This is a genomic window from Aeromonas sp. QDB23 (assembly GCF_027707745.1).
GTDB classification, from domain to species: Bacteria; Pseudomonadota; Gammaproteobacteria; order Enterobacterales; family Aeromonadaceae; genus Aeromonas; species Aeromonas allosaccharophila.
This window is the reverse complement of sequence record NZ_JAPCJA010000005.1, coordinates 1-12,443: the sequence shown is the minus strand read 5'-3', so window position 1 is coordinate 12,443 and position 12,443 is coordinate 1. Positions and strand designations below refer to the sequence as shown.

Below are 12,443 nucleotides of genomic sequence, written 5' to 3'. Positions count from 1 at the left end.
ACCGTCCTGTTTCATTGCGGAGAAAATAAAAAAGCCGCGCATTCCAAGGGAAGCACGGCTTCTTCGACCAAACAAGAGAGTTGCCTGTTACGCCAAGCGGGTTTTCACCTGAGCACTGACGGCGCCGACATCGGCACGCCCCTGAATTTTCGGCTTCAAGACAGCCATGACCTTGCCCATATCAGCCATGACGGCAGCACCACTTTCAGTGATGGCTTGCTCGATCAGAGCGGCAATTTCATCTGCAGTCAGCTGTTGCGGCAGGAATTCCTGCAACACAACGATCTCGGCGGACTCTTTGTCGGCGAGATCCTGGCGACCGGCAGCTTCAAATTGGCTGATGGAATCGCGGCGCTGTTTGACCATTTTGGTCACGACAGCGAGGATATCCTCATCATTCAGCTCGATACGGGTATCGACTTCACGTTGCTTGATTTCTGCCATCAACAGGCGGATCGCTCCCAGACGTGCCTTATCTTTGGCAAGCATGGCGAGTTTTTGTTGATCCTTGAGTTGATCCTTCAGAGACACGGCAATATCTCCCGATTAGTACAGGCGGATACGACGTGCGTTTTCGCGAGACAGCTTCTTGGCGTGACGCTTAACAGCAGACGCTTTGGCGCGCTTACGAATGGTAGTCGGCTTCTCGTAGAACTCACGGCTACGAACTTCGGACAGGATACCGGCTTTTTCGCAAGAACGCTTGAAACGACGCAGAGCAACGTCAAACGGCTCATTTTCACGGACTTTGATTACTGGCATGTGCCTTTCACCTCAGTGATAAATTGTTAGCTGACCTTCAATCGATCAGCATGTCTTAAAATGGTGCGAAATTATACTCTGGACAGGGAATGAAAGTAAACCCGCAGAGATCGCTCTGGTTTAAAAAACCCGCGAAGGTTACCATAGCCGTCTCATTTTAGCAGTGAAATTTTTTAGCAATGCGTGTATTGGGCATAGAGACATCCTGTGACGAAACCGGGATCGCGATCTTCGACGATCAAAAAGGGATCCTTTCCCATCAGTTATACAGCCAGGTCAAGCTGCATGCGGACTACGGTGGCGTCGTCCCCGAGCTCGCCAGCCGGGATCATGTTCGCAAGACGATCCCGTTGATCCAGGCCGCATTGCAAGAGGCGGGACTGGGCAAAGATGACATCGACGGCATCGCGTATACCGCGGGTCCGGGTCTGGTTGGCGCCATTCTGGTGGGGGCCACTATTGGCCGTTCGCTGGCGATGGCATGGAACAAGCCGGCCATCGCCGTCCATCATATGGAAGGCCACCTGCTGGCCCCCATGCTGGAGGAGAAGGCCCCCGAGTTCCCCTTCGTGGCGCTGCTGGTCTCCGGTGGTCACTCCATGCTGGTGCGGGTTGACGGTATCGGCAGCTATCAGCTGCTGGGGGAATCCATCGATGATGCCGCTGGCGAGGCGTTCGACAAGACCGCCAAGCTGATGGGGCTGGACTACCCGGGCGGCCCGCTGCTTTCCCGCCTGGCCGAGAAGGGCACCACCGGGCGTTTCCACTTCCCCCGTCCGATGACTGATCGACCGGGACTCGACATGAGCTTTTCCGGTCTCAAGACCTTTGCCGCCAACACCATCGCCGCCAACGGTGATGATGAGCAGACCCGTGCCGATATCGCCCGGGCGTTTGAAGATGCGGTGGTCGATACCCTGGCCATCAAGTGCCGCCGTGCCTTGAAAGAGACCGGTCTCACGCGTCTGGTGGTCGCCGGTGGCGTCAGTGCCAACCGTCATCTGCGTGCCCAGCTGGCCGAGCTGATGGAGAGCCTCAAGGGTGAGGTGTTCTATCCGCGCACCGAATATTGCACCGATAACGGCGCCATGATTGCATACGCCGGTATGCAGCGCCTGAAAGCGGGCGTGTTCGAGCCGCTGGCGGTCAAGGCCGTGCCGCGCTGGCCGCTGGATACCCTGGATCCGGTCTGATCCGCAGGATCCCGCCTTCTGGCGTGGTGGTGAGTATCAGGGTGGCCTACTGCCCCTGCAATCCGGCAGCGGCGGTTATAGCGCCGCCGGCACGCTGTTGCGCTGGCAGCTGTCGCCGTGGTTGAGCCATCCGGATAAGACGTCGGGTCTGTTGCTGGCAGACAGCAAAGCACACAGTAAAGAGATAAAAAAATCCCCGCCAGTTGGCGGGGATTTTTGTTTGGCTATCGGCAGGCGATGCGATTACAGCAGGATGCCGCCGAAGAAGAAGCCCAGCGCCACGGCGATGGCGATGGTGGCGGTGCCCGGCACGAAGAAGGGGTGGTTGAACACCGCTTTACCGATACGGGTGGAGCCGGTGTCGTCCATCTCTACCGCGGCCAGCAGGGTCGGGTAGGTCGGCAGTACGAACAGGGCGCTTACGGCTGCGAAGGAGGCAATCGCAGTCAGCGGGCTGACACCCAGTGCCAGTGCGGCAGGCATAAGGGCTTTGGTGGTGGCGCCTTGTGAATAGAGCAGCATGGCAGCGAAGAACAGCACTACGGCCAGCAGCCAGGAGTACTGGTTCAGCAGGTCGCCAGCGATCAGCTGGATGGTGTCCATGTTGCCTTTTACGAAGACGTTACCCAGCCAGGCGACACCCAGCACACAGATACAGGCGGACATACCGGATTTGAAGGTCGGCATGTTGGTGACTTGAGTGGCGTCCAGTTTGCACACCAGAGTCATGATGGTGGCTGCGGCCAGCATGATGCCCATGATGGCGCCGTCACGGGGGATCGGCGGGTTGGCGATCAGGCCCACTTTACCGGAGATGGCAGTGGCATAGGCCATGACAGCTACGATGGCTGCAATGAAGATCCAGACAGAAACCTTGGCGTAAGGCTTCAGCTCAAGCTTGGTAGTGCCACGCAGTTTGATCAGGCCCTTGGCTTTACGCTCCAGATAGACTTCGTCCTGATCCAGCGGTTTGCCCATCATGTTGGCAATGAAGGCGCCCAGGATACAGGCCAGGAAGGTAGAGGGGATGCAGATGGCCAGCAGGGTCAGGTAGTCAACACCGAACGGCTCGAGCATGCCGGAGAAGGCAACCACAGCGGCAGAGATCGGGGAGGCTGTGATGGCGATCTGGGAGGCAACAACCGCGATGGAGAGCGGACGGGATGGGCGGATCCCTTGCTCTTTGGCCACTTCAGCGATCACCGGCAGGGTGGAGAAGGCGGTATGACCGGTACCGGCCAGCATGGTCATCAGATAGGTGACGACCGGGGCGGCGAAGGTGATGTATTTGGGGTTCTTGCGCAGCGCTTTCTCTGCCAGAGAGACCAGGTAGTCCATCCCGCCAGCCAGTTGCATACAGGCGATGGCGCAGATGACGGACGCGATGATCATGATTACATCCCAAGGGATGTAGGTGACCAGTTGGTCGCTCGGGATGGGCATGCCCAGACCCCACGTCAGTACCAGTACCCCCAGACCACCGGCAAAGCCGATGCCGATGCTGCCTATCCGGGCCCCCAGATAGATAGCGGCGAGCACGACAAGTAACTCGATTCCAATCATAGCGATAACTCCATTTTTTAGTTTTTTGGTTTTTATTTGGCAAAAAGCCAATTCCCGATCGGGCTGGGGATAAAGACCAATCGGGAACTGACTTTATGGGCCGGGAAGATCCCGGCCCACACTCGCTTATACGGCAGCTTCGCGGGTGAAACGCTTGGCTTTGTATTGCGGGTTCATCAGGTTCTCGATGGAGAGAATTTCGTCCAGTTGCTCGGCGCTCAGCAGGCCGCGCTCCAGAACGACTTCGCGGACGTTCTTGCCGGTCTGGGCACAGATCTTACCGACGATGTCACCTTCGTGGTGGCCGATGAAGGGGTTCAGGTAGGTCACGATACCGATGGAGTTCAGCACGTGGTTCATGCAGATTTCCGGGTTGGCAGTGATACCTTCCACGCACTTCTCGCGCAGGGAAATACAGGCTTTTTCCATCAGGCTCAGGGATTCGAACATCGCCTGACCAATCACCGGCTCCATGACGTTCAGCTGCAGCTGACCGGCTTCGGCGGCGAAGGTGATGGTGATGTCGTTACCGAATACCTTGAAGCAGGACTGGTTGACCACTTCCGGGATAACCGGGTTGACCTTGGCTGGCATGATGGAGGAACCCGCCTGCATTTCCGGCAGGTTGATCTCTTTCAGTGCAGTACGCGGGCCGGAGGAGAGCAGACGCAGGTCATTACAGATTTTGGACATTTTCATGGCCAGACGCTTGATGGCGCCGTGCAGCATGACGTAGGCGCCACAGTCGGAGGTCGCTTCGATCAGATCTTCTGCCGGTACATAGGCACGACCGGTGATCTCGGCCAGACGCTTGATGGCCAGCTCGGAGTACTCGGGCGGAGTGTTCAGACCGGTACCGATAGCGGTAGCGCCCAGGTTCACTTCCAGCAGCAGCTCCTGGCAACGCTTGATGGACTTGATCTCTTCACGCAGGGTGACGGCGAACGCGTGGAACTCCTGACCCAGGGTCATCGGAACCGCATCTTGCAGCTGGGTACGGCCCATCTTCAGGATGTTTTTGAACTCTTCAGCCTTGGCATCGAATGCCGCGATCAGGTGCTCCAGCGCGTGCAGGGTCACATCGGTGCTGTTGACTACCGCTACGCGGAAACCGGTCGGGTAGGCATCGTTGGTGGACTGGCACTTGTTGACGTGGTCGTTTGGGTTGATGACGTCGTAACGGCCCTTCTCCAGACCCATGATTTCCAGGGCGATGTTGGCCAGTACTTCGTTGGTGTTCATGTTGACGGAGGTGCCGGCACCACCCTGGTAAACGTCGACCGGGAACTGGTCGAAGCATTTGCCGGTGTTCAGCATCAGGTCGCAGGCTTCCACGATCTTGTCAGCAATTTCAGGACGGATGGTACCCAGTTCGCCGTTTGCCAGCGCAGCCGCTTTCTTGGTCAGAACCATACCGCGGACGAATTCCGGAACGTCAGAAATCTTCTGAGAGCTGATCTTGAAGTTCTCGACAGCGCGCAGGGTGTGCACACCGTAGTAGAGATCATTGGAAACTTCTTTGGTGCCCAGCAGGTCTTCTTCAATGCGGACGTTCTTGATGTCGCTCATTGTAATGCCTCAGAAATCAGATAAATGGAAAAATCCTCACCGAGTGGTCGCGAGTTCCTTGCGCACAGCTCATCCTGAAGCACCACACATCGAGTGGGGCGGTAGGGAGAATGACCTCCCGAAAAACTAATCAATATACTACTCCAATTGAGGTATCGGTTATTAGAGGTGGATCACTAAATTTGAGACATTTTCAAATTACTTTGAGGAAAGTACACATATGTTATGACGCTTTTATCATGATGATTATTATAAATTTTTGTGAATTTTTGCCGGTTTTTTAGATGGTTGCTGACGCAGGTGTCATTTGAGAGGCTTGAAAAGGGCAGGGAAGACCCCACTTATTCAGAGTAAAAGTGGTGATGATGCGATGAACGCATCGCGCATGGGCCGCCCTGTGAAGGGCACCACTTTTTCTCAATTTACCGGTGCTGGAGTGGATATGGGCAAGTTGTTTCTGTTGTTGGTGGGTCTGGTGGTACTGGAGCTCACCGTGATGATCGAGGTCGGCTCAGTGATTGGGGCGCTGCCGACAGTCGGCTTGCTCATGCTGACCGCGGTATTGGGCTCCTCGCTGGTGCGCAGTGAAGGGATCAAGACCCTGTTCAGTGCCCAGCAAAAGATGCAGATGGGCGAGATGCCGGGCCGCGAGGTGATGGGTGGCATGATGCTGGCGTTGGCTGGTTTGCTGCTGATTATCCCGGGTTTCGTGACCGACATTTTCGGTGTGCTGTTGCTGCAACCCTGGCTGCGCAACAAACTGGCCGACAAGCTGATCGGCAGCAGCCAGTTCCGGATGCAGATGGGTGGTTTCCAGCAGGGAACACAATCGCCGTTTGGCAACGCGCCGTCAGATGATCATCTGGGTCACGCCAAGCAGGGCGGTACCACCATCGAAGGCGAATTTGAGCGCAAAGAGTGAGCGTAAAGAGTAATCGACGAGACGAAAACCCGAGGCGAGTGACTGATCAGGGTTTGCCCTGATGGCACAGCGCCTCGAAGCGGTGTCGGGCATACCACCACGCGAGGGTGCCCGCCGCCAGATTGGCCAGCAGTATCCCCAGATAGATCCCCTGTTCTCCCCCCAGCTTTGCCCCCAGCCAGGCTCCTGGCAACAGAAAACCAAACAGTCGTAATCCGTTGAACAAGAACGAGATACTGGATGCCCGCACGCCATTGAGTGCCGAGGCCAGCAGCATCACCATGCCCTGAAAGCCGTAACCGATCGGTACCAGATGCAGATAGAGAATGATGAGGCGAATGACCTGCGGATGATCGCTGAACAGATTGGCGATCAGCGGGGCGAGCAGCCAGGTCAGGCCATAAATGGCGAGCTGGAACAGTAACGCAAAACGCATGCAGCTTTGCAGCGCAGCCTTGGCGCGTGCCGGATTGCCAGCACCGCAGTTTTGCGAGATGAAAGGGGCCAGCACGGAGGCGAGGGCCATCATCACGATCAGCAGCAGCGCCTCGACCCGCGACGCGGCACCATAAGCGGCCACCACCTCGGTACCCAGGCCCGCAAAGATCGTCATCAGCACCGCGTTGGCCAAGGGGTTGAGCATATTGGTAAAAGAGGCGGGGACGGCGACATGGAGCAGCGATCGCCAGTGGTATAGCAACCGCGCTCGCGGCGAGAGACGCCAGAGCAGCAAGCCTTCCCGATGGCGCAGGATATAGAGGCTGACCAGCATCGCCATCAACCAGGAGATAGAGGTTGCGATGGCGGCCCCGCGGATCCCCCATTCTGGAAAGGGGCCTATGCCGAAGATCAACAGAGGATCCAGCACTCCGTTGACCAGCCCGGCCACTGCCATCACCAGACTGGGGGTTTTGGTATCGCCGGTCGCCCGGATGGCGGCATTGCCCACCATGGGCAGCACCAGCATGGGGACGGTGAGATACCAGATCAGCATGTAGTCATGGATGAGGGAGATCAGCTCGGCACTGGCGCCCAGCAGGGTAAACAGCGGTGTGATGGTGAGTGCGCCGCCCGTGGAGAGCAGGGCCACCATGATCACCGCCAGAAACAGACTGTCGGTGGTGAGGTGGGCCGCCTCATCGTGTTTGCCCTGTCCCAGGGTGTGACCGATCACCGCTGACAATCCGGCGCCCAATCCCATCGCCAGCGAGGTGACCACAAAGGTGACCGGAAAGGTAAAGCTGATGGCGGCCAGAGCCTGGGTGCCCAGCATGCCGATAAAAAAAGTGTCGACCAGATTGAAGGCCAGAATGGCGATGATGCCGAAGATCATGGGGCCCGTCATCTGGCGCAGTACGACCGGGATAGGGGCTGTCAGCATGGGGTTGGTGCGGGTCAAGGGCTCGTCTCTACAGCTGGCTTTGAAGGTTCTGGCATGAAAAACGGGCGGGGTGAACCGACCTTGCACCATGGTGCGGACATGGGTGAACCATCGAAGATATTCATAGTACGTGAAAAAATTTTTTTTGTATTTGCCCTTGAAGGGTTAGCAACTCTGCCCCACATCAGGGACATATCTAATTTGGCCTGGAACGGCCATTCCTCAAAGCAACAATGAGACTCATTTTGGGAGAGTTATCGATGAAAATTCGTCCACTGCACGACCGCGTCATCATCAAGCGCATCGAAGCTGAAGCCAAATCTGCCGGCGGTATCGTCTTGACTGGTACTGCGGCCAAGAAGTCCACCCGTGGTGAAGTGCTTGCCGTGGGGACTGGTCGCATCCTGGATAATGGCGAAGTCAAAGCGCTGGCCGTGAAGGTTGGTGACAAGGTTATCTTCAACGAAGGCTACGGTGTTAAGACCGAGAAGCTGGATGGTCAGGACGTCCTGATTCTTTCCGAAACCGACATCCTGGCGATTGTCGAAGAGTAATCCATCCTCCTTTTCCCCGAATTGATTTAAGGATTGAAGAAAAATGGCAGCTAAAGACGTTAAGTTTGGTAACGAAGCCCGCATCAAGATGCTGGAAGGCGTAAACATCCTGGCTGATGCCGTCAAGGTGACTCTGGGCCCGAAAGGCCGCAACGTGGTGCTGGACAAGTCCTTCGGCGCCCCGACCATCACTAAAGATGGTGTGTCTGTTGCGCGCGAAATCGAGCTGGAAGACAAGTTCCAGAACATGGGCGCCCAGATGGTCAAGGAAGTGGCTTCCAAGGCCAACGATGCCGCCGGTGACGGTACCACTACTGCAACTGTTCTGGCTCAGGCGATCGTCAACGAAGGTCTGAAAGCCGTTGCCGCCGGTATGAACCCGATGGATCTGAAGCGCGGTATCGACAAAGCCGTTGTGGCTGCGGTTGCCGAGCTGCAAGCGCTGTCCCAGCCGTGTGCTGACAGCAATGCCATCGCTCAGGTGGGCACCATCTCCGCCAACTCCGACGAGAAAGTGGGCAAGCTGATTGCTGAAGCCATGGACAAAGTGGGTCGCGATGGCGTCATCACTGTTGAAGATGGTCAGGGTCTGGAAGACGAGCTGGCGGTTGTCGAAGGTATGCAGTTCGACCGTGGCTATCTGTCCCCCTACTTCATCAACAAGCAAGAGACCGGTTCCGTTGAACTGGACGACCCGTTCATCCTGCTGGTTGACAAGAAAGTCTCCAACATCCGCGAAATGCTGCCGGTGCTGGAAGGCGTTGCCAAAGCTGGCAAGCCGCTGCTGATCGTTGCCGAAGATGTAGAAGGCGAAGCGCTGGCGACTCTGGTGGTCAACACCATGCGCGGTATCGTGAAAGTGGCTGCCGTCAAGGCTCCGGGCTTCGGTGACCGTCGCAAGGCCATGCTGCAGGATATCGCCGTACTGACTGGCGGTACCGTCATCTCTGAAGAAGTGGGCATGGAGCTGGAAAAAGCGACGCTGGAAGATCTGGGTCGTGCCAAGCGCATCGTTATCACCAAAGAGAACACTACCATCATCGATGGCGTGGGTGATGCCGCTGTGATCGAAGGCCGTGTTGCCCAGATCCGTCAGCAGATTGAAGATACTTCTTCCGATTACGACCGTGAGAAGCTGCAAGAGCGCGTAGCCAAGCTGGCGGGCGGTGTTGCGGTGATCAAGGTTGGTGCTGCCACCGAAGTCGAGATGAAAGAGAAGAAAGCACGCGTGGAAGATGCCCTGCATGCTACCCGCGCCGCTGTTGAAGAAGGTGTGGTTGCCGGTGGTGGTGTGGCGCTGGTGCGCGTAGCTGCCAAGCTGACGGGCCTGCGTGGTGACAACGAAGACCAGAACGTGGGTATCAAGGTTGCCCTGCGCGCCATGGAAGCCCCGCTGCGTCAGATCGTGATCAACGCCGGTGAAGAAGCTTCCGTCATTGCCAACGCAGTGAAGAACGGCGAAGGCAACTTCGGTTACAACGCTTACACCGAGCAGTATGGCGACATGCTGGCCATGGGTATCCTGGATCCGACCAAGGTAACCCGTTCTGCCCTGCAGTTTGCCTCTTCCATCGCCGGTCTGATGATCACCACCGAGTGCATGGTCACCGAACTGCCGAAGAAAGATACCCCTGCCATGCCTGACATGGGCGGCATGGGTGGCATGGGCATGATGTAATCATCATCCTTGCTCTGTTTGAGAAACGGCTCGCCCAAGGCGAGCCGTTTTTTTATATCTGACTAAACTGAGTCTGTTGAGACAGCAAATTTGGGGGCGATATGAAGATATTTGGTTGGCTGACGCTACTGTGCTCATTGGTGATCATGCCGGTTATGGCTGCTGAGGCACTGACCGGGCCGGTGATCCTGAAAGTGGGTGGCAACATCAGTTCGACAGATGAAGTTGATGGCAAGGTGTTGTTTGATCTGGCCAAACTGCAGGCACTGCCGCAACATGAGATAGTGACCGGCAACCCCTGGGTCGATAAACCTCACAAATACAGAGGCCCCAAACTGGCCGATGTATTGGCTGCGGTCGGGGCTGATGGCAAGACCATTACGCTGACGGCGCTGAACAGTTTCCAGATCCGTATTGAATGGGACAAGGTCGCTAAATATGACCCTATCCTTGCATGGGAAGACAATGGCGCTGTCATGCGGGTGCGTGACAAGGGGCCGGTCTGGTTTATGCTGCCTCTTGATCAATATCCGGAATTGAAGCGATCCGAATATACCGACATGATGATCTGGCAACTTGATTTGATAGACATTCAGCACTGATAAAAACAGCACGGGAGCATGGGGTGAAAGGAAAGACCAGGGCGTGGCCACTGCTCGTCATTCTGTATGTATCCATCCTGTCGTTTACCGGGAGCACGCTCTATTGCCTGATGCAGATCCAGAATGCGACCAGAGCGATGGAGAAATACACCTACGATGTCTCCTGGGCGCTGATGCAGTTGCAGTTGGAGCTCGGACGTTTCCTCAATGCGGTAGAGGTCTATCACTATGGCGGAATTGATCATGACACCTTGATGCTGCGCTATGACATCCTCTGGAGTAGAACGCCAATCCTGTTGAGCGGTCAGCTGCGCAAAAGCATGCAGGACAAGCAGAAAACCTTGCGTCTGGTGCAGCTGATTGAAACCAATATTCGCCAAATAGAACCCGATATCACCAAGTTGCAGAGCGGGGCGCCCGATTATCAGCAGATCATGATGCGCCTAGCCCCGCTGCAAGAGCCACTCTCCTACTCCCTCGCTTCTGTGATGCAGAAAAACATCAACGTCTATTCCGAGAACGATCGCCATTTTGGCCAGCTGCGCAATGCCTTGTTGCTGATGGTCTCTGGTCTGGTCATTTCGGTGCTGCTGCTCAGCATGCTGCTTATATATGAAGGGCGTCGTCATTTCAGGGCGGCCAGACGGGATCCGCTAACCGGGTTGTCCAATCGGGTTGCCTTGCTGGAGCGGATGGAGCTGTATGCCACTCAGGAAGTACCGTTCGGGCTGGTGCTGGTCGATATCAATGACTTCAGGGATATCAACAGCAAGTTCGGCTATGACACCGGTGATCATCTGCTCAGCGAGTTTGCCAAACGGATCAAGGTGCTCTGTGAGGAGGGCGAGTGGAGCGGGCGCTTGGGGGGCGATCAATTTGCCATTATTCAACGAGGCAGCAGTGATCTGCGTCAGGTCAGGGAGCTGGTTGCGCGGCTGCTGCACGCGTTGAAGCAGGATATCGTCTATGACGACTATCCCTTCCGGCTGGAAGTCGGGATCGGCATTGCGTTCTATCCGATGGACAGTGACAAGACCCAGGAGTTGTTAAGCCGTGCGGAACAGGCCCTGTTTCATAGTCGCAAGACCCACGTTCCCTATGTGATTTACGATAACTCCCTGCTCAACGAGACGGCTCGGCGCAAGCATCTGGCCTCGGACATGATCATGGCGCTGGAGCACAATGCCCTGGAGCTCTATTACCAACCCATCGTCAATCTCGAGAGTGGCCGCTGCGAAGCTGTCGAGGCATTGCTGCGCTGGCGGCATCCGGAGCTCGGTTTTATTCCGCCAAACGAAGTTATCATGGTGGCAGAGGAGTTCCAGCTTGCCGAACGGGTTGGCAGCTGGGTGCTGAACACCGCGTGCGAGCAGCTCTATCAGTGGCACCAGCTTGGTATGGTGGATCTGCAGATGTGCGTCAATATTTCACCAGGCATGTACCAGCGCAATTTGCTCAAACTGGTAGCCAAGGCATTGATGGAGCACCACCTGCCTGCCAGCAGTCTGGTTCTGGAGGTCACGGAAGATACCACCATGCGGGAAGTGAAGAACTCGCTGCAACTGATGCAGGATCTCAATCAGCAGGGTGTTCTGTTGGCTCTGGACGATTTTGGTACCGGTTATTCATCGTTGAGTTATCTGCAAAAACTGCCGGTCAGTAAGGTGAAGATCGACCGCTCCTTTATACAGGGCATTGACACCTCAATGGAGGCATCCGAGCTGGTCGCCAATATCTGCCGGATGGGGTCCATGCTGGGCAAGAGTCTGGTTTGTGAAGGAATTGAGACTCAGGCCCAGCTGGATGTGCTGCGATCTCTGACCGATATCCATCTTTATGGGCAGGGGTATCTGTTCAGCCGGCCAGAGCAGGCGGAGAAAATCTATCAAACCTTGCTGGAGATGGAGGAGCTTTGGCTGGCGCGTCAACAATCTGAAATGGTTTATATGAGTTGAAGGGTGGAGTACTTGGTTGTCATCTACCTCCGGAATGTGTGATTCGGTTCAAATGTCCCTCTCATTGTTTGTTGTTTGAACGGTTGTGCGGTTTTATCAAAAAAACATGCAATTTACCCTTGCCAGAAAGATTCAACTCCCTATAATGCGCCTCCATCGACAGGGCAAGCGGCAACGCAGAAAGCCAAGTCGATAACCTCGAAAAGCCTTTGAAAATAAGGCTTGACTCGAGAAGGCGGTTGAGTAGAATTCCACTCCCGCAGC

General features: G+C 56.0%; 12 protein-coding genes. 6 read left to right on the top strand and 6 right to left on the bottom strand.

The window, feature by feature from the left end; translation table 11 throughout:
* Positions 1 to 87: 87 nt before the first annotated feature.
* Both PG888_RS03625 and rpsU read right to left on the bottom strand, forming a co-directional pair.
* The gene (locus tag PG888_RS03625; protein WP_005349081.1) at positions 88 to 531 is read right to left on the bottom strand and encodes a GatB/YqeY domain-containing protein; all 444 of its coding nucleotides are present in this window, start codon (positions 529 to 531) and stop codon (positions 88 to 90) included.
* A gap of 15 nt (positions 532 to 546) precedes the next feature.
* Complete coding sequence (gene rpsU, locus PG888_RS03620; protein WP_005309452.1) at positions 547 to 762, bottom strand: 30S ribosomal protein S21; 216 nt, start codon at positions 760 to 762, stop codon at positions 547 to 549.
* A 179-nt stretch (positions 763 to 941) separates the two neighbouring features.
* Here rpsU and tsaD point away from each other — a divergent pair, with 179 nt between their 5' ends.
* Positions 942 to 1,955, top strand: a complete 1,014-nt coding sequence (gene tsaD, locus PG888_RS03615) for a tRNA (adenosine(37)-N6)-threonylcarbamoyltransferase complex transferase subunit TsaD (RefSeq protein WP_058053987.1) — start codon at positions 942 to 944, stop codon at positions 1,953 to 1,955.
* A gap of 243 nt (positions 1,956 to 2,198) precedes the next feature.
* Here tsaD and PG888_RS03610 read toward each other — a convergent pair whose 3' ends face one another.
* Positions 2,199 to 3,518, bottom strand: coding sequence for an anaerobic C4-dicarboxylate transporter (locus tag PG888_RS03610; protein WP_042063057.1), 1,320 nt, complete (start codon positions 3,516 to 3,518; stop codon positions 2,199 to 2,201).
* A 126-nt stretch (positions 3,519 to 3,644) separates the two neighbouring features.
* On the bottom strand, positions 3,645 to 5,087 hold the full coding sequence (gene aspA, locus PG888_RS03605) for an aspartate ammonia-lyase (RefSeq protein WP_042063058.1): 1,443 nt from the start codon (positions 5,085 to 5,087) through the stop codon (positions 3,645 to 3,647).
* Positions 5,088 to 5,529: 442 nt separating this feature from the next.
* Here aspA and PG888_RS03600 point away from each other — a divergent pair, with 442 nt between their 5' ends.
* Positions 5,530 to 6,009 carry an FxsA family protein gene (locus PG888_RS03600; RefSeq protein ID WP_182938808.1) on the top strand — a complete coding sequence of 160 codons (480 nt, stop codon included), beginning with the start codon at positions 5,530 to 5,532 and terminating at the stop codon, positions 6,007 to 6,009.
* Between the two features lie 46 nt (positions 6,010 to 6,055).
* Here the strand turns inward: PG888_RS03600 and PG888_RS03595 are convergent, their stop codons facing one another.
* Complete coding sequence (locus tag PG888_RS03595) at positions 6,056 to 7,390, bottom strand: MATE family efflux transporter (protein WP_232093648.1); 1,335 nt, start codon at positions 7,388 to 7,390, stop codon at positions 6,056 to 6,058.
* A 260-nt stretch (positions 7,391 to 7,650) separates the two neighbouring features.
* Here PG888_RS03595 and PG888_RS03590 point away from each other — a divergent pair, with 260 nt between their 5' ends.
* The 4 genes from PG888_RS03590 (at position 7,651) to PG888_RS03575 (ending at position 12,179) form a co-directional block, all read left to right on the top strand.
* A complete protein-coding gene (locus PG888_RS03590) occupies positions 7,651 to 7,944 on the top strand; it encodes a co-chaperone GroES (RefSeq protein WP_182938809.1) in 294 nt (97 codons plus the stop codon).
* A 43-nt stretch (positions 7,945 to 7,987) separates the two neighbouring features.
* Complete coding sequence (gene groL, locus PG888_RS03585) at positions 7,988 to 9,622, top strand: chaperonin GroEL (RefSeq protein WP_042063066.1); 1,635 nt, start codon at positions 7,988 to 7,990, stop codon at positions 9,620 to 9,622.
* A 101-nt stretch (positions 9,623 to 9,723) separates the two neighbouring features.
* Positions 9,724 to 10,224, top strand: coding sequence for a molybdopterin-binding oxidoreductase (locus PG888_RS03580; RefSeq protein ID WP_182938810.1), 501 nt, complete (start codon positions 9,724 to 9,726; stop codon positions 10,222 to 10,224).
* 23 nt (positions 10,225 to 10,247) lie between these two features.
* Entirely contained in the window at positions 10,248 to 12,179 is a 1,932-nt protein-coding gene (locus PG888_RS03575) for a putative bifunctional diguanylate cyclase/phosphodiesterase (RefSeq protein WP_042063069.1), read from the top strand.
* Positions 12,180 to 12,240: 61 nt separating this feature from the next.
* On the opposite strand, the gene PG888_RS03570 is transcribed toward PG888_RS03575, so the two are convergent.
* On the bottom strand, positions 12,241 to 12,443 hold a 203-nt coding region (locus PG888_RS03570), incomplete at its 5' end, for a hypothetical protein (RefSeq protein WP_270692758.1).